The organism is Granulicella paludicola (assembly GCF_025685545.1).
Lineage (GTDB): Bacteria > Acidobacteriota > Terriglobia > Terriglobales > Acidobacteriaceae > Granulicella > Granulicella paludicola.
Window position 1 is genome coordinate 744235 of the sequence record NZ_JAGSYC010000025.1, and the last position, 26253, is coordinate 770487.

Annotated in this window: 14 protein-coding genes and 1 tRNA gene; 3 read left to right on the top strand and 12 right to left on the bottom strand. The window is 58.1% G+C overall.

Annotated elements, in window-relative coordinates; genetic code table 11:
• Positions 1-136: 136 nt before the first annotated feature.
• The 4 genes from OHL14_RS14910 to OHL14_RS14925 all read right to left on the bottom strand — a co-directional run bounded on the left by OHL14_RS14910 (position 137) and on the right by OHL14_RS14925 (position 9154).
• On the bottom strand, positions 137-3400 hold the full coding sequence (locus tag OHL14_RS14910; RefSeq protein WP_263380147.1) for a WD40/YVTN/BNR-like repeat-containing protein: 3264 nt from the start codon (positions 3398-3400) through the stop codon (positions 137-139).
• Positions 3401-3487: 87 nt separating this feature from the next.
• Positions 3488-4093 (bottom strand): ferric reductase-like transmembrane domain-containing protein, encoded by a 606-nt coding sequence (locus OHL14_RS14915; RefSeq protein WP_263380148.1) that lies wholly within the window; start codon positions 4091-4093, stop codon positions 3488-3490.
• Between the two features lie 144 nt (positions 4094-4237).
• Positions 4238-7642, bottom strand: coding sequence for a WD40/YVTN/BNR-like repeat-containing protein (locus tag OHL14_RS14920; protein ID WP_263380149.1), 3405 nt, complete (start codon positions 7640-7642; stop codon positions 4238-4240).
• A 222-nt stretch (positions 7643-7864) separates the two neighbouring features.
• Positions 7865-9154 (bottom strand): Hsp70 family protein, encoded by a 1290-nt coding sequence (locus OHL14_RS14925; RefSeq protein ID WP_263380150.1) that lies wholly within the window; start codon positions 9152-9154, stop codon positions 7865-7867.
• Between the two features lie 582 nt (positions 9155-9736).
• Here OHL14_RS14925 and OHL14_RS14930 point away from each other — a divergent pair.
• A complete protein-coding gene (locus tag OHL14_RS14930; RefSeq protein WP_263380151.1) occupies positions 9737-11278 on the top strand; it encodes a carboxylesterase/lipase family protein in 1542 nt (513 codons plus the stop codon).
• Between the two features lie 114 nt (positions 11279-11392).
• Here the strand turns inward: OHL14_RS14930 and OHL14_RS14935 are convergent, their stop codons facing one another.
• Together OHL14_RS14935 and OHL14_RS14940 are read right to left on the bottom strand one after the other, a co-directional pair.
• The gene (locus OHL14_RS14935) at positions 11393-12469 is read right to left on the bottom strand and encodes an alginate lyase family protein (protein WP_263380152.1); all 1077 of its coding nucleotides are present in this window, start codon (positions 12467-12469) and stop codon (positions 11393-11395) included.
• Between the two features lie 86 nt (positions 12470-12555).
• Complete coding sequence (locus OHL14_RS14940) at positions 12556-16074, bottom strand: TonB-dependent receptor (protein WP_263380153.1); 3519 nt, start codon at positions 16072-16074, stop codon at positions 12556-12558.
• Positions 16075-16436: 362 nt separating this feature from the next.
• On the opposite strand from OHL14_RS14940, the gene OHL14_RS14945 reads away from it, so the two are divergent.
• Complete coding sequence (locus tag OHL14_RS14945) at positions 16437-17696, top strand: hypothetical protein (RefSeq protein ID WP_263380154.1); 1260 nt, start codon at positions 16437-16439, stop codon at positions 17694-17696.
• A gap of 69 nt (positions 17697-17765) precedes the next feature.
• On the opposite strand, the gene OHL14_RS14950 is transcribed toward OHL14_RS14945, so the two are convergent.
• The 6 genes from OHL14_RS14950 to OHL14_RS14975 form a co-directional block, all read right to left on the bottom strand.
• Positions 17766-18944: a glycoside hydrolase family 88/105 protein gene (locus tag OHL14_RS14950; RefSeq protein WP_263380155.1), complete on the bottom strand. Its 1179-nt coding sequence runs from the start codon at positions 18942-18944 to the stop codon at positions 17766-17768.
• Positions 18945-19347: 403 nt separating this feature from the next.
• Entirely contained in the window at positions 19348-23256 is a 3909-nt protein-coding gene (locus tag OHL14_RS14955; RefSeq protein ID WP_263380156.1) for an Ig-like domain repeat protein, read from the bottom strand.
• 504 nt (positions 23257-23760) lie between these two features.
• A tRNA-Lys gene (locus OHL14_RS14960) sits at positions 23761-23836 on the bottom strand.
• 140 nt (positions 23837-23976) lie between these two features.
• Positions 23977-24831: a menaquinone biosynthesis family protein gene (locus tag OHL14_RS14965; protein ID WP_263380157.1), complete on the bottom strand. Its 855-nt coding sequence runs from the start codon at positions 24829-24831 to the stop codon at positions 23977-23979.
• A gap of 51 nt (positions 24832-24882) precedes the next feature.
• Complete coding sequence (locus tag OHL14_RS14970) at positions 24883-25491, bottom strand: biotin transporter BioY (protein WP_263380158.1); 609 nt, start codon at positions 25489-25491, stop codon at positions 24883-24885.
• Positions 25492-25523: 32 nt separating this feature from the next.
• Positions 25524-25673 (bottom strand): hypothetical protein, encoded by a 150-nt coding sequence (locus OHL14_RS14975; RefSeq protein WP_263380159.1) that lies wholly within the window; start codon positions 25671-25673, stop codon positions 25524-25526.
• 203 nt (positions 25674-25876) lie between these two features.
• Between OHL14_RS14975 and OHL14_RS14980 the strand changes: the two genes are divergently transcribed.
• Positions 25877-26233 (top strand): FtsB family cell division protein, encoded by a 357-nt coding sequence (locus tag OHL14_RS14980; RefSeq protein ID WP_263380160.1) that lies wholly within the window; start codon positions 25877-25879, stop codon positions 26231-26233.
• Positions 26234-26253 lie beyond the last annotated feature (20 nt).

Below are 26253 nucleotides of genomic sequence, written 5' to 3' on the forward strand. Positions count from 1 at the left end.
CTTGCAGATGAATGCGCTGTCATCTATGAAGGTGCAACGCTCCCTTGTCGCGGAACAATGCACCACGCTCTTGTTTGTAAGTTTGTACTGTGAAACTGACGGGCAGGGAAGGCTGTGCCCTCCCTACCTCGTTGCGCTATGGCTCGTCTTCGTCGCCCAACTCAATTTGATCTTCGACATCGTGATCGATGATGTGTGTATCGAGTGAGAGCAGCGGCAGGCTCTTCTGGCGGAGTGACTCGTTCAGAGACTTCAGGTCCGTCTTCTTTAGATCGTCCCACTTCTGCAGAAGGTCCTCAAGCGGTTTGCCTGTTTCTTCCGCGGCCTGTACTTGTGTCGTCGTAGGAGCAGCGTCTGCGTTCTGTATCTCGTGCTCCAGACGGGCGAGTGCGGTGCGGGCAGAGCCCAGCGTCGGTGGAGGTGCAGGGCCACCACCGCGACGGCCACCGCCACCACGCTCTTCTCCGCGCTCCACGCCGACGATCGTCTCCAGCTTGCTCTCCAGATTAGAGGAGGCGCCACTCGGACCCTTGTAGCCGTCGGCCTCCATCTGGTGCCGCAGCACGGTTGCTTCGTGAATCGCTGCTGTCGCGCGCATCATCTGGTCGTACATCTTCTTTGAAACTTCGAACTGCTTCTCTAGATCAGCAAATGTAGTTTTTACTCGCGGATCCATCACGACTGTCATCTTTGTGCTGAACGTTTTGCCGCCCGCGACCATCTTGAGCGTGTACTCACCCGGCATCACAAAGGGAGACGAAGGAACCGGAGGGGTATTGTGGGGCACAGCCTGTGAAGCATCAGGGCCGGTGGCCATGCCCGGAACTTCTGCGTAGCGCAGGTCCCACAGGAAGCGATGATGTCCGGCCGAAGTCTGCACGATGCGCGGCATCTGTGCCCAGACGGTAGGGTCGGGATAACGCGGGTCGAGCGGCGTCACGGGATCGGTGCTGCTGAACTTGTTGACGACCTCACCCTTGCTGTCCGTAATTTCGAGTGAGACGGTACCGTTGAACTTGGAGCCCAGGTAATAATCGAGGATCGCCCCGTCGGGCGGATTTTCTCCCGTTGCCATGTCTGGCGGCCACGGCGTCGGCGGGTTCATATCTCCGCGGATACGGATGGCTACCTGCGGTGTGTACAGGTGAGCGCTCTCGGCTTCGAGCTTTTCGCTGAACTGCCGCAATGGTGTCACGTCGTCCAGGATCAGATAGCCACGGCCATGCGTCGCTGCGATGAGATCGTCCTCCTTCACCTCGAGATCGCGGATCGAAACCGCAGCCATATTCAGCCGCAGTGACTGCCAGTGATCGCCGTCGTCGAAGGAGACATATACCTGCGTCTCAGAACCTGCATAGAGCAGACCTTTACGCTTCGGATCTTCGCGGATTGCGCTCGTGGCTGCACCGTCAGGAATGCCGTTATTGATCTCCTTCCACGTCTTGCCGCCGTCGTGCGTGCGGAAGAGGTGAGGTCGCATATCGTCGAGCCGAAGCGTATTCACGGCGGCGTACGCCGTCAGCTTGTCGAAGTGGCCGGCGTCCATGTTGAACACCTTCCAGAACGGCTTCATGGCAGGCGGCGTTACGTTGGACCAGTTGGCTCCGCCATCCGCCGTCGTCCAGATCAGACCGTCGTCCGTGCCGGCCCAGAGGCGGTTCACATCGAGCGGCGAAAGGCCGAGAGAGTATATGACTCCGCGTCGGGTTGGCTTGGCCGCCGGGTTGTCCTTATACGTTCCAATGACGTCGGGAATGTCGTAAGTCTCGCGACTCAGGTCCGGGCTGATTTCCTTCCAGTCCTGCCCGCCATTCTCTGTAAGCCAAAGAGTATTGGCTCCAAAGTACAACTTGTGATGATCTATGGGTGAGAACTGGAGCGGCTCGGTGCGCACTGTGCGGATGCCGCGCGTTGCCTTCGGCTCCACGTTCTGTATCTGCCCGGTCTTGCGGTCGTACCTGGTGACCTTGCCGCCATAGACGATGTCGGGATTATCCGGATCGGGAGCGGCGTAGCCGTACTCTTCGATGCCGACCGGGTGCCAGTCGTGGAAGGTGATGCGTCCGTCGTTGCTACGGCTACCGACGCAGGCGCTGCCAGAATCCTGCTGTCCGCCGCAGACGCGATACGGGAACGAATTGTCTGCCGTCGCGTGGTACATCTGCGCGGTGGGCTGGTTGTACCAGCTTGTCCAGGACTCTCCGCGGTTCATCGAGACGATGACGCCCTGATCGCTGGCAAGCGCGATGATGTCCGTGTTGTTGGGATTGATGTAGACGTTCTGGTAGTCGTCGCCGCCGGGCGCTCCTCGCAGACCGAACCAGGTCTTACCTGCGTCGGTCGATCGCCAGGTTACGACACTTGCAACGATGACGGTGTTCGGATCCTTGGGATCGACGCGGGGAACCGGCACGTCCCCGCCGCCGATGCGACCTTCGGGTCGAGAATCATTGACTGGGGCATGGATCCATGTCTTGCCACCGTCATCGGAGCGCATGAGCAGCACGCCGCCGCGAAGCCGTGCAACTTCAGCGTAGATGCGGTTCGAATCGGAAGGGGCGATCGCGATATTCACCTGCAGCTGGTCGTCGGGCAGACCTCCGCCTGTCACTTTCGCGAACGTCTCGCCGCCGTCGGTCGAGCGGAACATACCGCCGCGATCGCCAATGAAGGCGCCGTTTTCCCACGGACCTTCCTGCCGCTGCCACATGCCTGCGTAAACAATCTGCGGATTGTTTGGGTCGATCTCTACGTCGGACGCGCCTGTCTGCTCGTCGATGTAGAGGACGTTCTTCCAGGTCTTGCCACCGTCAAGCGTGCGATACAGTCCGCGCTCCTTATTCGGGCCATACGGGTGTCCCGTCACCGCGACAAACACTTTGTCGGGATTCTTAGGGTCGATCGCAATCTGCCCGATCTGCTGTCCATCGCGGAGCTGTGGAAGATGCGTCCATGTCTTGCCCGCGTCCGTAGATTTGTACACACCGTCGCCAGTCGAAAGATCTGGCCTCTGCAGGCCTTCTCCGCTGCCTACCCAGACAATATCGGGGTTCGAGTCTGCCACGGCAATCGTGCCGATCGAGCCCGAAGGCTGCGCGTCCCAGAGGCTATGCCAGGTCGCACCGCCGTCGGTCGTCTTCCAGACGCCACCATTCACTCCGCCGATATAGAAGGTGGCAGGCTGGCTTGCGACACCCGCCAGCGCTCGGGTTCTACCTGCTCGCATCGGCCCAATCTGCCGCCACTTCATGTCGTTGAAGGTGGACACTGGCGCACTCTGGGCGTAAGCGGCCGCCACACTCATTCCAAGGAAGACCAGCAAAGATGACGCTGTTTTACTGGCAAAGCCGCGCTTGGCCGAAACACGGCAGACGGAAAGAGATCGACCGAATCTTTTCACAGTGGTTCCTCGAAACGTAGATTGTGGCGTGCGGGAGCTAATCACCAATTTACAGCTCCCTCTCAACATTTTCTAACTGCAGTGTAATCATTCAGACGACGTTGGCCCGTTGAAAGACTCCCACGTTGATTTTGTGACCGGTCGGAGTCCGCGACCGCGCCGCCACAGGCGCGCGACGACCGCAGCGATGCTCACTACGCAAGCGATCTCGAGAAATATCTTCCCGCCATCCAGCAGGTCAGGATGCCCGTCCTTCAACTCCGGATCGGTAAGGATGCTATGGATGAAGAGAAGCAACATCATTGGAAACGCAAGGTAGTGGAGACGTCTCCACACAGGTCGTCCGATTTGTGTCCGGAGGAGAGAAGAGCCCACAATCAACAGCACCAGGTACGCGGCCAGCGCGCCTACTGTGTTCAGTGTCGGCTGCAGTGGGGAGTGCAGCGGCCAGATCAGGTCGACGACGCGGAACACTCGTGTCGACTGAAACAGAAGCACCAGCGGATGCGTTACAGTCAGCGCCACCGTGAGGTACGCTGTCCACTGATGCAGCATGAACACGTTAATACGACGGTGCGGCCACATTCGTACTGGGCTGTAACGCATCGACATCAGCAGGCCCAGCAGCAGATTCAACGTCGCCGCCCCCGCCGCGCCCAGCCCTAGGTACGAACACAGATCGAGTAAAGTCATTCCTCTCCGAAGAGCTCTCCTGGTTGAAGTGATGAATAGCGGGACTGAGTATAGGTGCCTTTTGGTAGTTGCGAGTACGCAAAGAAGCCGCTGTGAGGGCGACCGCTCTGCCTGCGTTTTCTCCTGCACCTGGAATCGGGAGGATTACTTCTTTGCCCTTACACTCGCTGCAGGGATGAAGCTGCACGTCGGCTCGGCCAGTTTGCTCGGTACTACGGTGAGCGGCTTCAGATTATTTTTGATCACCAGCGCGTTGAAGTCGGCGATCTGTTTCTGTGCTGCCTTCCAGGCCTCGACGGTCTGATCGAAGCTCTTGCAATCGCTCTCCCAGGTCGCAATCTGCGAAGGTGTGGGTGCCATATCCATACCCACCTGCATCATGCTGACCATGGTGTTGTAGGTGTTGTTCAGGTCCATGAACGATTGCATCGCTTTCGGGTCCACAGGACCGCGACGACCACCACCGCCACCGGTCGGCAGGGCACCACCGATCTTGAGGAGTGAGGCATCGAGTGCCTTGGCCTGAGTGGCGACATCCTCAGGCAGCTTGCTCTGCATCAAGGTCGCAGTCTGATTTCTCACCGCATCCACTTCAGCGTTGCCGTCGAAGCTCTGCTGCATGCCCTGGACCGACAGCAGCGTCAGCTTGTTTTGATTATTCAGAGCGGTCATCAATTCCGGGCTTTGTCCGACGCGCGGATCATTGATCACGGTGACTTCGCGGGTATAGACCTGACCGTCGACGGTGAGCTTCAGTTTGTAGATCCCAGGGATCACCTGCGGTCCATGCGGGCCGGGGGTAACGGAGCCTTCGGTCATGTTCATCTCGTTTTCGAGATCGTGACGCAGGGCTGGCGGGTCATCGTAGTAGAGGTTCCAATTGATGCGATTAAGGCCGATATGCGTGCTGAGTGCGCGCGACTCCGGCGAAGCGAGCCAGTAGTGCGGATACTCTTCGCCGGTGATCGGCGGGGGCGGCGTGCTGGTGATTGTGCGAACGAGGTTGTCGTGGCCATCGAAGATCTGTAACTGGATCGGGCCGGTCGGTACCTTGCTGAGGTAATAGTCCACGATGGCGCCATACGGCGCATTTGCGACATGGGGTACTTCGATGGAGAAGGGCTGATCCCAGTTGCTGTTGTTGCGAGCGCGAATCGCCTGCTCGGGCTCGAAGAAATACACCGAGGAAGAGGCAATGGTCTGCGCGTGCGCGGCAAGCTGCCGCAGTGGCGTGATGTCGTCGAGAACCCAGAAGCCACGACCGTACGTACCGATCACCAGATCATTCTGGTGATGATCGGTGTGCACCGTAAGATCGCGGATAGACGTGCTGGGAAGGTTCTGGCGCAACGGCTGCCAGTGATCGCCGTTGTCGAAGCTGACGTAGACGGTCGTTTCGCTGCCAGCAAAGAGCAGGCCCGGCTGCTGCGGATCAGCACGCATGCTGTTGATCCAGCTGCCGGTTCGCTCGTCGGCGGGTAGACCGTCGATAATCTTCAGCCAGGTCTTGCCGCCGTCGATCGTGCGCCACATCAGTGGAACGTCCACGTCTACTGGGGTAGCCGGGGTGTTCGCAGCGGAGGAAGCGTTCATCGCCGCCGCCGGTCCAAGGGCGATGCGGCCGACGACAAACGCTGTGTTCACGTTGTCTCCGGCTTCGATCGTGCTGAAGTTCGTGCGTGCAGGAGCGTCGGTAATGTTGCTGACATTGTTCCAGGTCTTACCGTGGTCCATCGTGTTGTAGATCTGGCCGTTGCTGCTGACGCTCCACATCACACCGCGCTTGACTGTCGAGATGGAGAAGTCGTTGATGGAAGGCTCAGGCACAGCCACACGCTGCTCAAAGCTCGGCTCCGGCGTGAATGTACCGGCTACGGAGGAGGGCGGCGTTCCCTTGGCGGGAGGCGTAACCGGAGCGGCGCCGCAGGACTTTTTCGGCGATCCCTTGGCTGTTGTGAGATCAGGGCTGGCGATGGAGAAGCTGTGAGCGCCGTCTCGTGTGACCACCAAACATTGGTACGCGACATAGAGGGCGCTGGGATCAAAGGCGAGATCGAACTTCTTCTGGAAGTCGCGGCCTGCTGTGAACTTCGCTGCGTCGGTACCGAAGTTCGGCGCGACGTTCTGCCACTGCCCGGTCTTCATGTCGATCTTGATCAGGCCGCTGCCGCCACCGCCGGGTCCGTAGCCAACGCCGTAAATAATCTGAGGATTCTTTGGATCGGGCGTGACAACGCCGAACTCTGAAGAAGGCAGCGGGCTCCAGTCGGTGAAGTTCACCTGGCCGAAGGTGCCGCGGCTGCTGATCATCACCGCGCCGGTATCCTGCTGTGCCGCCATGATCCAGTACGGATACTGATTATCGGTGGCGATGTGGTAGACCTGCGAGATGGCTTCTGTATACCAGAGGCTCCAGGTGCGACCGTTATCGAGCGTCACGCTGGCACCTTGATCGGACCCAACCAGCATGCGGCCGCCGATAGTCGGATCGACCCAGAGCTTGTGATAGTCTTCGCCGCCGGGAGCGCCCTTGAAGGCTTCGAATGTTTCGCCACCGTCGGTCGAACGGTACATGGCGGTGCTCATGGTGTAAAGAACGTCCGGGTTTTCCGAGTCCACAAAGACACCGCTGCTGTAAGCACCCTGACCGTTGGCGATGCGGGTGTCGTTGCCCGCCATGTGTTTCCAGGTATCACCGCCATCGTCGGAGCGATAGAGGCCAGATCCGTGCTCAATGACGTTGCCAACGATGTACATCCGCTTACCTTTGGTGTGCATGGCAACAGCCACCGCGATGCGGCCCTCGAACGGCGGAATCTTGATCTGCTTCCACGTCTTGCCTTCATCCGTGGACTTGAAGGTCAACGGCGGCTTGACCTTGCCTGTAGCGGGGCCACGTCCGCCGCCTGTGCCTTGTGTCGCCGCCAGCATCACCTTCGGCTCGTCGTAAGCGGCTTGCAAGTCCCGCACGCCATCGTAGTCCGGAGTCTTCAGGACATTGGTCCAGGTATCGCCGCCATCAGTGGTGCGATAGATACCGCCTCCGGAATGCGTGCTGTCGCCAAGCGCAGAGACAAGCACCACGTTAGGATCGGAGGGGTCGACCACCATGCTGCCGATCTTGACGGTGTCCTCAAGCCCGATGTGCTTCCACGTCATCCCGGCATCGGTGGACTTCCACATGCCGTTGCCCAGGCTGCCGCTGATGGGATCGCCAGTACCGGCATAAATGATGTTCGGATTCGATGGCGCGACCTCAATTGCACCCACACTATTAAAGCTCGTCTGCTGATCGGAGACAGGGAACCACGTCACGCCGCCGCTGGTGGTCTTCCAGATCCCGCCAAGAGGAGTGCCCACATAGAACGTGCCGCTCTGACCGATGACTCCGGTGACCGAAGAGATGCGGCCGCCGTGAAAGGGGCCCACGTTGCGCCATCTGAGACCGGCGTAGAGGCTTGGATCAACCTGCGCAGCGGCGGAGAAACAAGAAAACGTCAGGCTGGCGAAGGCCAGTCCACTCAGAACCACTCGCGAAATTCGCGTCATGATGTCAGAACCTCAAGATATTTGAACGAAAGCAGGTCGTATCGGGATAAGACTGTCGTCAGTTTATATCCACTGCGGTGGCGTATTCGAACGGCGAGAACTAGAAGTTCCGGCCAGCATCGGTTTAGCGGAACTTATGAACTAATCGCATGGGGTAAGGCCGATTTTGGCGGTGCGTTCATTTGTCCCGCAAGTCCCTATCTGGATGTGCATGTCGCGTTCTTAAGATATGTCCTGAGCTATCCGTGCCAGCCCCTGTGCAACGGATGTGAAGACGTCGCCAGATTTAAACTCAGCATTCGCAAAACGTTCTCGGAAAATTCGCTTCACTGCCGGCACCAGCGACGTGCCTCCAGTCAGGAAAACCTGATCTACCTCTGTCGCAGGAATACCCGCTTCCTCCAGGAGTGCGGTGATGCCACGGGTCATCTGTTCCAGCTCCGGAGCAATCCATGTCTCAAAGTCCGAGCGCGCAACCTGCTGCTGCAACCGCAGATTGCCTGTATCCAAGAGGAACGTCGCCTCTGTTGCCTCTGATAGCTCGGCCTTTACGCGCTGAACCGCGCGATGCAAAAGATATCCAAGATCGTCTTCCACTACCTCCCGCAAGGCGTGAATTTTTTCTGGTTCTGTCGAGCGTCTTTCCGCGACGCGAAGCATGTCTCGCACCTCTCTGGTCCGCAGGAAGGACAGCGTGTGCCAGTTCTCGAGGCGGCGATAAACCCATGCTGGAAGCGCGGATAATTCTTTGCCGAAAGAAAGTGAAAAAGAGTCCGAGCCGAGCGCGGGAGAGATGAGTCGCCTGACAATGCGCGCATCGAAGGCATCTCCTGCTAACGCGACACCTGTACTCGCCAAGACTCTGGACTTTCCTCGCGTGACATTCAGTAGAGAAAAGTCGGTAGTACCACCCCCGAAGTCCCCTATGAGGGTAATGCCTTGGATCGCGTGCGCTGCTTGATAGGCCCGCGCCGCCGCAATCGGTTCCATGGCGAACGTGATGTCGCTGAATCCGGCGTCGCTCAAGGCAGTTCGAAGTCGCTGCTCTGCAAACGCATTATCGCTTTCGTTTGCTGCATTAACAAACATCACCGGGCGGCCCACCACGGCCTTCGTCACTTCGAAGCCGAACACTTCACTAGACCGTCGCCTCAGATCCCGAAGGATGCGCGCAACAAGCTCTTCGAAACGATATTGTCGGCTAAATATCTCGGTGCCCGTGAGATTACGAGCTGCCAAGTGACTCTTCAAGGACTGTATGAGTCGCTTTTGTACCTCCTCTTCATTGGCCTCAAGATACTGTTCAACCGCTTCGGCGCCAGTCCATGAGCGAATGGCAGAAGGTCCGTTTCTTTCACGGTCACGTTCAAGATAGAGAAGGGACCGCGAGGATCGGCTACTCTCAGCTCTGGATTCGAACGGAACCTCTATGACCTTGCCCTGCCGTAGTAGAGCAACGGAGCTGTTCGTCGTTCCAAAGTCTATCCCCACAACCTGAGGTTCCTGTTCCAAACTTTCTCCTGCGTTTCGCGTAACCACTCGAGCGATTCGGTGGCACGTTCGCTCGATGTTTCCAGGTGTGGAGGCACCCACTTCAGATAAGCCAAACTGGGTAGCGTCTCAACGCGGCGCCAATATCCGACAAGTCTGTACCAAGTTAGCGATTCCAGACGCGGTCACTGGAAAGGTCGATTGGACTATACGCCCTATTCGGTTATCCAAGTGTGCCGCTCTTACGGTCTTGAAGGCATAGTCGACTCAGAGCAATAAGCAATCGATAAGAGCCTTTTCCATTACCGCATCAACCCAGATTATCAAACCCTGGGGCGCATCGCGATCAGAGGCAGTGTCGAAGGCGAAACCTTCGCTTTCAATAAGCCCCGTGAGGACTCTTATGTGCAGAACGATGGCGCTTGGTGTGGTTTTTTGCTCTGATGGGCCTTTAGTAGACGCTTGGCAGTCCGATGTGGGTGTCGATTTTCTTCCACGTCGGTTTTCATGACAAGGTATTTACTGCGAAACTTGGGGCCGGTGATGTAGCAACGTACATCTGATGAGCGGTCCTAACCCGGCAAAAAAGTTTAGGCTGGTGGGATGAAGAAGCAAGTTTGGTCACGTAGAGCTATAGTGCAGCAGGGGTTCCTGGCGGCGGGAGTTGCTGTTCTGCCTCGCCGCATCTGGGCGCAGGATTCGACGGCGGTGGTGAAGACAGACCTCGGCATGCTCCGTGGGGAAACTATTGACGGTGTGCATATCTTTCGGGGCGTTCCATATGCAGAACCGCCCGTGGGCGAACTGCGCTTCCGTCCCGCCGGGAAGAAAAAGCCATGGATCGGGGTGAGGGATGCGCGCTCGTTCGCAGACTCGCCAGTTCAGACCGGCGAACCCGGTGTGAAACATAGCGAAGACTGCCTATACCTCAATCTTTGGACGCCGACTCCGGGTGGTGTTCAAGGCAAAGGCCCGTGGCCGGTCTTCGTATGGATCCATGGCGGAGGCTTCACAAACGGTCATGCCTTTGAGGCTACTTACGACGGTTCACAGTTTGCGCATGAAGGTGTGGTGCTTGTGACGGTGGGGTATCGGCTTGGCGTCTTTGGTTTTCTGAACTGGGAGCCGCTGCTCGGTGCAGCATACGAGGGGACTGCTAATAATGCGTTGAGTGATCTGGTCGCGGCTTTGGAGTGGCTTCAGAGAAATATCAGTGTCTTCGGAGGTGATCCCGCACGTATTACGGTGGGTGGTGAGAGCGCTGGCGCAAAGCTGACAGATATACTGCTCGGCACGCCACGCGCTCAGCCTTTATTTTCGCAGGCAATCTCGGAAAGCGGTGGCGCGGAGCGCGTGTGGTCAAAGGAAGCATCAGCCGACGTGGCCGAGGGATTCGGCAAGTTATGGAAGGATGAAACCCAAACAGCTGTGGCTGCGATGCTCGATGCACCTGCTTCCGCGCTGCTGGATGTACAGACCAAGTTTCTGAAGAGCTGGCCGCAGCACTTCCCACTACGGCCTCAGATCGATGTAGATCTGTTACCGCGGTTACCCATCAAATCTATCGGCAAATCGGAAGGATCGAAACGGCTGCTGATTGGCACGAACCGCGATGAGAGCGCTCTTTTTATCGGGCCTCGTCCTGAACACGATCCGACGGCGCAGGATCTAGGCAATGTTCAATTACCGCGTTTTAACGAAGTATTTGCGAAGTACGCCTCGTTGTATCCGGACATGAGTGATGAACTTCGCAGAATCCGCGCGGTTACGGCGGAGGAGTATTGGATACCAAGTGAACGTGTGGCAGAGGCGTTCGTCAACGGAGGTGGATCTGCATGGATGTACCGGCTGGATTACGCTCCAACCAAAGGCAGAATGAAGGGGCTGGCGTTCCATTCCGAAGACATAGACTTGGTTTGGGATCGGACCAAAGCTTCTCCCGAAGCTGGGGAGACTGCACTGGCAGAGCAGATGCATGCAGCGTGGCTCAATTTCCTAAAGGGTGAACCACCTGCTGCCGCAGGTCTTCCTGTGTGGCCCCAGTTCACGCAGGAAGTGCGCTCGACGATGTTGCTCAACATCCCAAGTAAGGTTGCGGAGCATCCCCAACAGGCCGAACTTCTGCTATGGGATGGGCTTTTGTGAAGTTGTGTAAAGGAGCCTTTCGTACTTGACGTTGAAAAGTATTGCGATCCAGGGGATGGGATGCGTCAGTGTAATGCGCATGAATGAGCTATGGCGCGTGAGTGGGTTTTGGCGTCACGCGGGTGGTAGGCCACCAAGGTAATAGACGCTCAGACTTGGGGCTTTCTGGATAAGCCGCGTCAAATCCGGATTTGGGAACCGGCGAACATAGGGAGGGGCCCAGCCGATCTGGTCTCCGCTAGGTACGTTGGGAACCTCCTGTTTGACCCCTGTGCCCTTGACGAAGAGTTGCGGGTCTTCGAGGCCTGCAACCGATATGTCCGCGAGTTTATGAATGGCGCCATGCGCGTGCGCATAGAGGTTGATGTTGTTGGCTTGGCCGAACTCTGCGATGAGGACGAGAGGCGCTAAGGCATAGAGGTGATAGTGAAGCGCTTTGCTGCCGCGAGCCATCTCAAGGGGTAACGTGCCGTCCGGTCGGATCTGGTTGACACCGTTGTCGTAGGTTGCGATTCCCCAGTCAAAGTCTTTACGATCATTCGCCGCTACTCCGATCGCTACCAGCTCGACACCTGCCCAATAGAGATGATTGTTGCCCGCGTCCCCCGTCCCGGGTTTGCGGCGATCGTCGTAATAGCGTTTCGTTTGTGCTCCAACTGCTACGAGCCAGTTGCCGACCAGATCGTTCTGCTCTGGCGTGACGCGCACACCGTCTCTCACCTTGAGATACGCGATGGCAATGGCACCCACGACCCAACCTTGGACATAGTAAGCCTGACTTGAAGACATATGACCCGACAGAGAGCGGTCTTTCGCCATGGTGAGAATTCCTTCCACGGCGCATTTCAGTGCTTGCTTCGATCCAGTGGTGCGGTACGCGTCGGCAGCTATGACGATGTTCATTCCGGCGGCCTTCACCGGGTTGCTGGACTCGTTGTAAGCCTTCTGGCGAACGGGGTCGATGATCGAGTGCGTCGGGTCATCGAGACGATAAAATCCGTCGGTGGTCAGGTCAGGTGCAATGTGCGTGATTGGCGTGCAGGCATACGGCACGTCGGTCGCAGCGACGTGCTTACCATCCCATGGAGATCGAAGTGTCTGGGATGCAGCCAGGCGAGGCAGGCCGCAGAGAGCGACGCCGACGAGGACAAAGCCAACGATGTGGGACGAATCATGTCTTAGAAAGGTCATAGTTTCTCGAGTGAGAGGTTTTGGATCTTTAGGCGAGTGACCACCTCCAGCGGCGGTCACTCGCAGCGGGTCAGGTCAAAGCATTCTTAGAAGAAGATGCGTGTGGATGCTTGCATGGTTCTTGCTGCTCCAGTTCCCGTGATCTTTCCGAACGCGGTAGATCCCTGGAAGTTGGCCACAGTAGGCGCGGTGCTTTGTTCGCCCACGCTGAGAGACCCGCTCGGCGCACTGAAGTTGGTGTGGTTGATGACGTTGAAGGCATCGAACCGGATCTGGAACTTGAAGCGGCCGTAGATGGGGAAGTCCTTCGCCACAGATGCGTCAAAGTCTACCTCGCCTGGCGCGCGATTGGAGTCGCGAGGAACGTTGCCGAAGCCTGTGTTCACAATGCGCGTTCGAACGCCTCCGATGGTGTTGTACACCGGCCCCGAGGGCGTGAGAGCGAAGCTGGTGGTGTCGGTCTGCGGCGAGTCCCAGTACTGAATGCTGCTGCCATTTACGTAGGGATGAGCCAGTTTGACCAGTTGCGGATTGCCGTTAGGGCGCTGCTGCGACACGTTTGAAATCTCGTTGGTCTGCGTGACGTTGACCGGGAGCCCTGTACGACCGACAAAGACCGGGGAAATATGCCAGTCGCGCAGCCACCAGGGACCTGGTGTGGTGTAGATCATCGCAATGTTTAGCGTGTGCTTCGCGTCTATATTACCGACAGTGAAATCCATAGACCGGTAAGCACCTGTTGCCGTGTACTGTGCGTTCGCCGTGCCGTTGGGTGCAGCGAAGTTGTAGATTGTGCTCCCGTCATCCTCTTCCTTAGCGTAGGTGTAGTTGGATAGCACCGCGAGGCTTCGGTTGAAGTCGCGTTTCAACGTGGCTTGCAGAGAGTTGTAGTTCGAGTTGCCGACGCCATCGACAACAGAGAACGACTTGATGGTGTGGAAGGGAACTGCATTCTGCGTGGCCGTAGTGTTGTTGGCCAGCGTGACTGCATCCACAGACGTGAGTGGGACGATGTTCGCTGGAATAACGTAGGCAAGGTGCAGTGCATGGTTGCCGATGTAGTTCACCTCGAGTGTCATCGCAAGCGGCAGCTTGCGCTGGAACCCAAGATTCCACTGCTGGACGAGTGCCATCGGATTCAGCTCGTTGAAGGAGACACCGCTTGGCGAGTAGGGATTGGAGACCGTGGCATTGGCGATCGCGAGGCCTGGATTGCTCAATGGCACGGGAGCGACGAGTGGTAGCCCCTGCGAAAGGCTGAAAGGTTGCGCGATACCAGTGCCCAGATTGTTGTACGAGGGTGAATTGTCATATCCGGGATAGGCAAGTTGGCCACCGAGGTTCTGGAAGATCGTTCCATAGAAGGTGCCAAACGCCGCGCGGATCACCGTCTTGTCGTTGACGCTGTAGGCGAGGCCGATGCGCGGAGAAAAATCAGCTTTGGGCTCGGTGACATTTAGGGAGCGGGACACGCCGTTCTGCCCGGCTACCAGCAGCGCGCCGGTGTTAGGGTCAAAGCGGCTATAGACATTCGTCGCAATGTAGAGCGATCCCTCGATCTCGTAACGCAGACCCAAATTCAGGGTCAGCTTTGGCGTGACGCGGTAGTCGTCCTGGAAGAATAGGCCGAGGTTGTAGTTGCGACGTCCCGTCTCGGGCATCGGCTGTTCATAGCTGGCAGTCTTGATCTCTCCCAGCATGAAATCGGCAACACCAGAGGTGGCCGTGCCGGATGCGCCGTGATTGGTGATGGAACCGTCGAATGCGATAGAGCCTTCAGGGCTTGCCGCGGGATTGTAGGAGTTGAACTGGTTCTTGCGCAGCGAGCCACCCATTTTGAAGGTATGTGGGCCAAAGGTCTTCGTGACCGTACCGAAGGGCGTGAATGTATTGGTGATGTTGACCTGGTTGGTGTTGGTGTCTGAGCCGATATTGCTGAATCCCGGATCGGTGAGTTCGGGGAACTGGTTGATGGGTAACGACGCGATGCCGGTCGTCTGCGATACGTTGCCGACCTGGCCCGGAGGATTACGAAGGACGACGTTGCGGAAGAAGCCCATGTTCAAGTCGCTCACGAGGGAAGATGACCAGCTACGCGTCCAGTCGATCGAAGGGAGCCAGGCATTGTTGCAGGTGCAGTCCCAGGTGGTGTTGAGCAGTTGACTGTTGTAGGTAACAGCATTCGGAGTCGCCGTGGTGTAACGGTAGATGTTGATGCTGAAGCGATCCTTCAGCGTGGGCGTCAGGTCGACGCGACCCACGATGCGTTGATAGTGGCCGCTGAGATTCTGCAGGGACTGCCAGTTGCTGGTGTAGCGATTGTTGACGGGGTCGTATGTGCCCGCTGCATTCGGTAGCGGAAGCAGGTTCATGATGGCTACGGATGCAGGATCGAGCAGAGCGCTGACATCATTGTTGGGAATGGCGACCGTCGTCGTGCCTCCTGCCGCTCCACGCGGGCCCGGATAGAAGAGCTGCTGGGGAGCGCGCGCCTTGCCCGTGGCATCCACCGGCGCAAGCGCATAGGAGAAATGCCCGGCGCGCATGTCGGCTGTCGGGACAGTCTCGGTGATTGTCGTGGAACTGGGCTGCAATGTGCGGTCGTAGTTGAAGAAGAAGAAGGCCTTGTCGTGCCCATTGAAGAGCCAGGGTACGCGGATAGGACCGCCGAGTGATCCTCCCATCTGGAAGAAACGGTCCTTGTTGCGCGGCAACACCGGGCTGGTCAGTTTATGGAAGTACGTGTTGGCGTCGAAGTCCTCGTTCTTCATAAGGAAATAGAGGCTGCCATGATAGGCGTTCGCACCTGAGCGGGTGTTGACTGAAATAACAGCGCCTGAGGTGCGGCCATACTCTGCAGGCGCGTTCGTCGTGAGGGCACGAAACGAATCAACCCCATCGGGTGAGGGAAGCGTGAGGGGTGTACCGGTGGAGGCTACAATCGTGGAGACGCCGTTGAGCAGCACCTCGGTATTGAGCGTTCGACTGCCGTTGATGGAAAGTTGAGAGGTGCTCGGCGTGGTGCCGCCGCCACCGTGCGCGACGCCGGGAATGAATGCGAGAAGGTTCTCCGTCGTGCGGCCCTGGATGGGCAGATTCTGAACGTCAGCGGGCGTGATCAGCGTGGACACGTCTGAGGTGCTGCTGTCGAGCTGCTCGCCTTTAGATTCAACAGTCACGACCTCCGTGCTCTCGCCGAGCTCAAGCTTGACCGTCACATCCGCGATCTGCGCTACGGTCGCCTGAAGGTTATCGGTGACGGACTGCTTAAGGTCCGGGGCGGTGACGGTCACCTTATAGATGCCGGGAATAACCTGCGGTGCAACAAAGGTTCCGGCGGAATCGGTCTTACCGTTGAACACTGTAACTCCGGTCTCTTTGTTGACGATCAGGATGGAAGCGCTCGGAACGAGAGCGCCGGTCGGATCGAGTACCTGGCCGCGGATCGTAGCATTCGTGTTCTGCGCATGAGCAATCAAGTTGCTGGGGGTAAGCTCCGGAAAGAGAGCATAGGTGCCGGTCATAAGAATGGCGGCTGCAATCACAACTCTGGTTCTGCCGAATCCAATCCGTTGCATGCTGGTGAGTTGGTTTTGCGGGTTCATCTGTACTGCCTCCAAAAGTTGTTAAGTTCTGTTATCTGTGGGTGGAACTCTCTCAAATTCGCTTCAGATTCTTGGAAGAATTGAGTCGCTTTAGACCGGGGTTGAAACTTAATACCCCGATGTTCGGCAGGATCAGGGCCATCCATGTCCCAGCGCATCTTGAGGTTCAGCGCGGAGACGGTTTCCTTTTTCAAGCAGCGCCACACTCCGCCTTAAGAAGTCACTCCGGCAAGTGACTCACCGTTTGGCTCAGGTGCCCGCGCCTATCCCTTTTAGAATGAATTGTCTCTGCCCTAGTTTGAACTTGTGACAAACGTGCCTTGCGGGGCCGAAGCAAGGGCGAGTAGGATTCGTGATTGATCATGAGTCTCACCACCATCTCGAGGGACGCCTGGCATCCTCAGACGCGTCTCGACCGCGAAGCCATCCTGCGTGAGCTGCAGGAGATCCTTGCCAGCCCGCATTTTTGTAACAGCAAGCGTTACCCAGCCCTTCTTCAATACGTTGTAGAGAAGACCCTCGACGGGCAATCAGACTCATTGAAGGAGCGGACTCTTGGCGTTGAGGTCTTCGACCGGCCAGCCTCCTACGACACCAATACCGACACCGTTGTCCGCTATACAGCCGGAGAGGTGCGCAAGCGACTTTCGCTCTACTATCACGAGCTCCATAAGAAACCAGCCATCCAAATTTCGCTTCCGGCTGGCTCTTACGTTCCCGAATTCGTCCATGTTCCGGAGGATGAGTTGGAGTTCCACCCGCAATCCCAGCTATTGGCACCGTCGAACGATCCTATTCCAGCCTCGCCGCAGCAGGTTTTGTTACCCGCGACGTTTCCTGTCGAATCGTCCGCGCTGCTCTCGCGTCGCAGTGTTGTCCTCAGCGTTGTTGCCTGTGTCGCCATCCTCGGAGCCTTTGCGGGCTGGAGCTGGGCCTCTCGCAGGAACGCTCTTCCTACGCCAGTTTCCAGCTTCTGGGCTCCCGTACTGCGTGATCAACCGTCCGTGCTCGTCTGCACCGGAGGATCCGTCTTTGGACAAAACGACTTCTCCGGCGTGGAAACAGCGGGAAAGGATATCGAATATCCCTTCGTTTCCATGCAGTCGGCCTCAGCCATCGCGCAGCTTAGTGGCCTGATCGAGGTTAGCGGCTCTGTCCCGCATCTCCAGGTGGCTGCCTCTACTCCACTCAACGAACTTCGCGACCGATCGGTCATCCTTGTCGGCGGGTATAACAATCAGTGGACAACTCGGCTGGTGCAGCCACTCCGCTTTCACTTCTCGCCTGACAACGATCCCTCGTCCGCTATCGTTGATGGCGCGCAACCAGGGGTTCTGTGGAGGCGCGATCATTCACTGCCGTACTCCAGCGCCGATGACTTCGCCCTGATTGCACGCTTCCGCAACACGGTGACAGATAGCTGGGTTGTTGTTCTGGCTGGTCTCGGCCGCAACGGCACAGAAGCGGCTGCGCAGTTCGCGACGAGCCCTCGGTATATGAAACTGCTTCAGGAGCGTCTGGGCAGCGACTTCGCGAACCGCAATGTGGAGGTCGTCCTCCGCGTCAATGTCATTGATGGTAAGACGGGTGCCCCGACGATTCTCGCCGCTCATGTGTGGTGAACTTCAAGAATGGGAAGTTAAAGCTTCCAACCCGCATTTCACGAAACTTTAGCGGATTCAACAGCCTTTCTATTTCTTGTTGAGTTCGCTGCCTGCGAGCAGAAAGCCTCCGACTCCGAAGACATAGCTGGAGGATGCTGTGAAGGCGTCGGGTGCAGCTCCTACTGGCTGAATCGAACCGAGCCGACCACTCGCGTAGATGTGCGAGACCATGCCTGCCCAGCTTTTTGCTACGACAGGCTGAAAGAGCTTCGCGTCGAGTAGCTTGCGGTGGATGCCCCAGGCCAGGCCATAGGTGTAGAAGGCAGAACCCGATACCTCGGACATGGAGTAGTTTTCCGGGTCGAGCAGTCCGGTCTTCCATAAGCCATCGGGTTGCTGCAGCGATGCGATTTTCGCGGACATCTCCTTGTACTCTGCAATGTACTTCGGACGCGTCGGGTAATCCCTTGGCATCAGCTCAAGCAACTGTGCGAGTCCGGCAAGCACCCATCCGTTCCCCCGTGCCCAGAAGAGAGGCTTGCCGTTCTTTTCTTTGCGCTGTAGAAAGCTCGCATCGCGGAAGTATAGCTGCTCGTTCTTGTCGTAGAGCAGGTTGTAGGTGATCCACCACTCACGGTCCATGTAGTCGATATACTTCCGGTCGCCGGTGACAGCGTACATCCGCATCAGCACAGGCGGAGCCATATAAAGAGCATCGCACCACCACCAGACGGGCTTGTTGGGGTCGTCGGGCCGAGCCACGAGGCGATCTAAAATCGTCTTGACGGAAGCGATCTTCTTCGGGTCGGGGTGCGCCTGATAAAGCTCGAGGTAGACGCGGCCGAGAGCTTCGTCGTCCGCGTGAGGGAAGCGATCGTCGACGAGCTGCCAGTCAAAGCCCTTCGCGGTCTTCTCGACGACGGACTCATAAGTGGGATCATGCATGGAACGAGAAGCCATGATGAGTCCTTCGTAGAGAGGAGCGTACGTCCATTGCTGGTTGAACTTCGCACCGGCATAAGCGATCTGCCAGTCGGCAACTTTACGCATGGCCACCTGAATGTCTCGGGGGTAGAGCTTGCCGGAGAGACCGTCCGCAAGGGGGCCGGGATCGGTGGGCGCATCGCCGCTGGCCTCGCGGTCGACGGGTTTGGGTTGTGGTTTGACCACCGTTGAGGGCGACTGAGCCCACGCAGTGGTGGCAAGCATGAGCGAGCTGATGCAAAGGATGAAGCCCAGCTTTATGCCCGAATACAAACGATTCATCTCGCTCTCCTGATGTCTTCACCTTGCGTGCAAAGATCTAGGCAGAAATTTCTGCGAGAGCGAATATAGCAGCTTTGACATATTAGTTGCATCGCCGAACAAATAGCCCAGCTGTCTTAGAGTCTGTGGATCGCAGCAGTAGATATTTACCCTCGTCACGACAGCTAAGTTTTTGTGACCCACCAGCTCTCCTCCTCGATCCCACGTCAACGAGTGTCTTTTGCGATGGAGTGGAGTCTGAGGACCTGCTGGCTCGTCGCGGCGACCGTGGTTACTTCCTGATCTTCGCGTGCTGGCCGGCTTTGGGTAGCAACTCGACCTCGACACCATGCGACCCTTAGCGCAGCCCGCGCAGTTCCGGGGGGAACCGGCGCGGGCCTGCGCCTTCACTTGTTCGCTACAACTACTGGACGTTAAGAGTGACGCTCGCCGTGTGCGAGGTGTTCCCTCCCGTCGCTGTGACTACGACCGTGCTCGTACCTTTATTCGTGGTGGCACTACCGCAGCCGGTGATTGCCGAGATCGTAAGCGCGAATAGGAGCGCCGCCAGAAAGCTGCCGCGACCACCCAGCTTTGTACGCAACGAACGACGCAGCAGCAAGGGAAGACCAAGCAGCATGGCGACCGCGATACCTTCGTTCCGCTCCATGGGGTTCACGCCTGCAGGAGCCAGCGCCGCTTTATCGATGACGACGGTCAGCACTGAACTCCCGCTGGTGGTCAGCGTCGCCGGGGCGAAGCTGCAGTGGCTGTTAGAAGGCAGTCCCGAGCAGCTGAAGGTGACTGATGAGCTGAAGCCATTCACCATCGCGACGTTCATTGTGGAGCTCCCGCTGGTTGTAGAGCCGCTTACATTGATGGCCGTGTTGGAGATCGAGAAGGTGAAGTCCGGAATAGGAGCAGGCGTGATCGTGACCGTCACCGGAGCGGTGGTTGAGACTGTTGGGTAAACTGCGTCGCCGGTGTAGCTTGCGGTAATAGCGTCCGAACCAACGGGAAGTGACTTGGTCGTAAGCGATGCCACACCCGAGGTGATCGCCGCTGTGCCGAGGACTGTTCCGTTGCTTGAGAAGTTCACGTTGCCCGAAGGCAGGTTCGTGCTGTTGCCAGAGAGTGTCGCCGTCAGCACAACGTTCGCTCCAGCAACTGCCGTCGGCGGCGCTACACTCAGCGAAATCGTGCTGTAGATGCCGGCACCGGTACCGCTCAGTGCGATCGTCTGCATCTTGTTCGCATCGCTGTCATTGAGCGTGAGAGTTCCGGTTTGCGGACTTGTCACAGTTGGCTGGAAGACTACGTTCACGATGCAGTTGGCTCCACCAGCAAGCGACGTGCCACAGTTGTTGGTTTGCGTGAAGCCGGTGCTGGTGACGATGCTGCTGATTGTGATGGCAGAGGTTCCGGTATTGGTGACCGTCACTGGCTGCGAGGCCGAAGGAGTATTCAGCGGCTGGCTGTTGGCGTAGGTCAACGACGACGGCGCAACCGTGATGACGGTGCCCGAGGGAACGGACAAGTAGCCGACGATACCGTCATGGTCCGAACTCGCCTCGGGCCGCGCGGCATCGTTGCGGTAGACCACGGGGAAGTCAGCATCGAAGTGCGCGGGAGCGGTATGGATGAGGCTTGCGATATCCGACGTGGCGAAGAAGTGATCGATGCTCTGCGCGTCGCCGACGTAGACGTAGGAGTATGTTCCGTTGGCAACGTTGGTAGGAGCCAAGTCCACCAGGGCCGGGGTGACGATGGGCGTCGCTGGGCCAGGCACAACATCCTGGTTCGCATTCGTCGCCACACCGCGGACGATATCCAGCGTGTCGACGAGGCCGTCGTTGAACTCGAAGGCGTTGTAATCGCCGACCGAGATGACATGCTCGCCATTTGCCTGATAGCCCTGAATGAGGCTCGCGAGGAACTCGGCCTGCGCTTCGCGCTTCAATCTAACGCTTTGACCGGAGCTGGTGGCATCGGTCACGCCATTGAGGGAGCGCAGGTGGTTCACGATGATCGTCAACGGATAGTCGGCCACACCCGAGCGCTTGATACCTGCGTGCATCACCAGCGGCGGGCGATCATTCAGGACGGCCTGTGCGCCGGTGCTGTTGGTGTAGGTCGTGCCCTTACCGAACTGCGTCACGTCGGTCACGTCGACCTTTGAGGGCTTTACAAGGAAAGCGACGTTGATGGCGCTGGAGTCGTTACCCTGGGTGAGATACGGCACATAGAGCGGGTCGATCTGGCCGGCAGCAAGAGCATCCGCACTGATCTTGTTGCTCAGATCGGTCAGTGTGGCCAGGTTTTCCATCTCCTCCAGGCAGAGAATATCGGGAGTTCCCAACACATTGCGAATGGCAAGCGAGGCCTTCGCCAGCCGGTGCTGGTAAGCCGCGGACGTCAGCACGACAGCACCGGCGGTATCGGCCGTTGCGTTGTAGAATCGCTCCATGTTCTGGTCGCCGATGGTGAGTTCGTTCGCTTTGGCTGCAGGAACCGAGACGACTGTCATGCCACCCGTGACCGTCGGGCGTGTAGCGGCGTCGAGCATGAAGACCGGGCCTGCTCCGAGCTGCGGTCCCGAACCGCTGTTCGCGTTGTACTCGATGCCGGAGAAGTCCATCACGCCGGTCATGTTCGTCAGCACAGAGCCTGTAGCGAGGTCGATCGCAGCGCCGCCGCTGTCGGTTGAATCTACCGCGATGACCTCGGGGTTGTCATCGAACTGTGGGATGTTCGGATAGCTTGGCGTGAGAGGGTCAAGGACTTCAAGACCGGGTCCGCGCACCGGTCGCGTGATACCCGTTACCGTTCCGTAGAACTGGCCGTTGGAAACATACGTTTCGTCCGATTCGGTGAGCGTGCCCTGGGTGCCTTCGGTCGCCGTAAAGCTCGGTACCGTCACACGCATCGACTGATAGCGCAGGAGCTGGTACGGGCCGCCGTTCGGACTAGGCATACTGGTGGTCAGCGTGATCGGCGCAGGCAGAGGATTGCCTGTGCTGAGCACGGAGTAGCCCGTGATGCCCTTGAGTTCAAGACCTGCAAGGGTCGCGCCGCTTGGGTACAAAGTCGCTGTGCCGGTGACCTGAACCTCGGATCCCAAGGCGGGAACGGGAGTGGTCGAGGTAGAAGCTGATCCCGTGTAGACGAAGAGGCCCTCTGGCGTAGTGGGATCCGAGTCCGTAGCATTATCGCGGGATTGAAGGTAGAAGCCGTTGTACAAGACGCCGGTCACGATCCCGGAGGTCTGCACCACCTGCCCCACATAACTCGAAGCAGTCGGGGCCGTCATACCGTTGCCCATGCTGCCCTGAATGGTGTGGATCGGGGTGTACGACACCGGTGCCGTAACCGTGAGATTTGCGCTTGTCGTGCTGCTACGAAGCTGGCTGTCGCTGACGGTGAAGGGCAACTTGTAGAGATTCGCGGCCTGACCGGAGGGGATGGTGAAGCTGTAGCTGTACGTTCCGTCGCCTGCGGTCACATCTCCGTTCGTACCTGCATCGTTCAGCGGCTGGGTTGCGCTGCCGCCAAGAGCGCTGAGATCGGCAGTGACCGCGAGGCCTGTCGACGCCGGGGAAGAACCTGGCGTGCCCGCACCAGTGAGAAGCACGGACAGACCCGACGTCTGCGAGGCCGGTGTAACGGAAGCGGTCAGCGTCGGAGCCGTCGGGCTCGACGACGTTGAGCAGGGAGTGAACGTCGATGACATGTTGTGCGGCACCGGTGTTCCGTTGCTGAAGTCAGCCGCATTGTTGTCGGTATCGACGCAGGGATTCGTCCTGATGATGGCCTGCGTTGCTGTGGCATTTGGCGTGGTGTATTTGCCACCTTCTGCGCATGTAGCGGAGTTGCCAAACCCCACATAGTCCACCACAGAGGTCGGTCCGGTGCAAGATGAGGCACCGGAGGTGCCTGTCGGCGTCACCCCCGTCAGCAGAGTCGTCGTATTGACGAGAAAGACCTTGCCGATAGTGCCGGAAAGGTTGATCGCGCTGGTGCCATCGGCGGTAAAGGTAGGGCAGGCGGGTGTCGAAGAGGCGGTGCAAGTTGTGCCCGTGGCGCCTTTCATGATGAAGTGCTGGCCCGGTTGCAGCGTCACGTTGGGCAGCGAATATGCCGTGCCAGAAGTCGCCGCCGTACCACCAGAAGACACGTATTGAATAGACCAGCCATTCAAACTGACCGGCTGGGAGCTGAGATTGAAGAGCTCCACAAAATCCGAGTCGAGCACCGCGCCTGAGTTCCCACCTGCGCCGTAGATCTGACTGATGACGACGGTGGTTGACCCTGCCCAGGCCTGGGAGCCGAACATCAGCGTCAGAAAAAGAACAAAAAGAACACGACTACGGGCCGAAGAACACCGAAAAAAAGAAGACATGAAGACAAGATAGCCAAAATAAATGTCATCCGTGTAACGATTTGTTGAAACGCACAAACTATTTCAATCGTCTAAAGACGTTCACCTAGGCAGTCATGCGTCGGCTCTCTAATAGGGAAGAGATGTGGAAGCTGGAAGCAGTGAGTCAACCGGCGCGGTGCGGAAGGCACGCCCACTTTTGAACGTGTGCGAGAAAATCATTAGCAACTCCCAGTTATGCGAGAGGCTTCAGGATGAAGTTTGTGTGTCCGTGTCACAGGTTTTCCGGACACACGCGGTCCATCTCTCGACGTCGGCAGGTGCGTTTTCAGGGTTCATCTGCTGGAAGAAATGGGAGCAAGTGAAGCGATCCTGCGACATGACAAACAACCAATCCGCGTGGAGCGGGCGAAGCACTACTTGACGTTCATCTGTACGGTATTGCATTTGAGGGAGAAGTGGTGGACGCGGTAGGGATCGAACCTACGACCAGTCGATTAAGAGTCGAATGCTCTACCAGCTGAGCTACGCGTCCATTCCTTGAAACCTGTCTCGGGGAGAGTCAGGAGCGAAGCAATAAGTTTCGCTAAGGGAAGTGCAGGGGGCATTCACCGCACTTGAATAAATATAGCATGGTCCGGCGTGATTTTGCTACGCCGAACCATGAGGAAAACTCTATCCAACGAAGTCCACATTGGACTTGATCGGAATGATGCCGCGCTCGTAGCCCATGTCAAGGAATTTGCGAATAGCCTCGCGGCCGTCGTCGCCGTAGTCCAGCGTGCGCTCGTTGACGTACATGCCGACGAAACGGTTGGCCAGGCTGGTATCGAGATCGCGAGCGAACTGCATGGCGTAGTCCAGCGCTGCCTCGCGGTTATCGAGGGCATGCTGAATGCTGTCGCGCAGGGCGTTGACAACGATCTCCTGGACCTCAGGCCCAAGCGATCGGCGAATGGCGTTGCCGCCCAAAGGCAAGGGAAGCCCAGTTTGATCGTGCCACCATACGCCGAGGTCGATGATCTTCTTCAGGCCATCGTGTGCGTAGGTCAGCTGGCCTTCGTGGATGATGAGGCCGGCATCGAACTCGCCAGCGACGACCGCCGGGATGATCTTGTCGAAGGGAACGGTGACGGTTTCGATCTCGGGAGCGAATAGCTTCAGCGCGAGGTAGGCGCTGGTCATCTCGCCGGGGACGGCGATGCGAAGCTTCTTGACCTCGTCGAGCGTGTACTTCTTCGGAGCGACGATCATGGGACCGTAGCTGTCGCCCATGGAGCCGCCGCAGGACATGATGGTGTAGTGCTCCTGCACGTAGGGGTAGGCGTGGAAGCTGATCGCAGTGACATCGTAGAACTGGTCGGTGCGTGCGCGATGGTTCAGTGCTTCGATGTCCGTAAGGGTGTGGGTGAACTTGTAGCCGGGGACCCGAACCTTGTTGGTGGCGAGGCCGTAAAACATGAAGGCGTCATCGGAGTCGGGGCTGTGGGCTATCTTGATCTCGCGTACGTCGGTTGCTGCAGTAGTCATTGGTTCCTTGTGCTGGTCGAGCGGAGTGCGCGTGCTGAGCTCCGCCCGAAGTTATGCGTTGTTGCGGGTACGGTTGGGCGTGTTGGTGAAGGCGCTGTACATACCAGCTGCGACGAAGACCTTGACGATCTCGCCGGGAAGGAACGGAGCGACAGCGCCGATCCAAGTGGCATAGAGAGAGTGGTGGGTGTAGTTCGCGAACCAGGCAGCCCCGAAGGTGAAGAGCACGGCGATTGCGCAGAATCCAGCGATAACAACAGAGGCGAAGCTGGATAGGCGCACGGAGAGAGTGCGTGCGACGCCGCCGATGACGGCGGCTACCAGCGGATAAGACATGAGGAAGCCGCCTGAAGGGCCGAGGATCTGCGCGATACCACCGGGGCCTGCGGGGCTGAGTACGGGCAGTCCAATGGCGGCCTCTGCCAGATAGCCGAGCATGGTGAAGAAGCCCATCACGGGTCCGAGCGTGAGACCGACGGCGAGCACGGCCAGAGGCTGCAGCGTAAGCGGCACCGGCGTGAACGGCAGCGGGATCGCGATGTGCGCAGCGGCAGCAACGACAGCAGTCGCTGCGATGCCAATGGCGATCTTGCCCGGAAGGGTGTTAGCGGCGGTGGCGAGATTGGCATTGCGCGAAGAGAGGGCGGTGATGGTCGGCATGTATGTCCCCGTTGTTGGGAGATGGGTGAAGCCTAAAGCGAGTTGGAAAGATTTCTTGGGGCTTCTGCAGGGACCGCAGGGGTGCGGCTCTTGCGAACGCGGGAGATGTGGCGGGCTATCACGAGACTTGTCACAAGCAGGGTGAGGAACGACAGAATCGAGATGGCAATCAGAACAAGCATGTGTACCTGTAAAGGATAGCAAAAGGCGAGGTGGAGGGGGCGACGCCTCGGTGCGATCCTGCATCGAAGCAATCAGCACGCTAAATAAGTTGTCTGCTGTCGACAAGTATGGTTCCACCCAACGAAAGCCCGCACAACACGCGGTTTTTGTGGGCGATACTTAAGTCAGGAAAAGTCTTGTGCCGTTAGGTCAGAAAAAGACGATGCCCAGCTCGCGGCTTCCGGCGCTCGCCGAAGCGGCGCGGGGTCACATCTATATCTGGCGTCGCCGCGGAGCGACGATCGCTGTCGGCGTGCTCGCGCTTGGGATGGGATATGGCGTAGTGTTCGGTCATAACGGCCTGACGGCTTTTGCGAAAAAGCGCGAAGAGGCCAAGGACCTGCAGCAGCAGATGCAGGTGTTGAAGACCGAGAACGAGCGCCTGCGCGGTCACGTCGAGCGTCTGCAGAGCGATCCCAGCGCTATTGAGCACGAGGCTCGCGCGCAGCTCCACTACACCCGCAATGGGGAAGTGATCTACACGCTACCCACCAATACCGACGCCTCTGCAAAGCACTAACGCCGCATCTGATGGTCGCT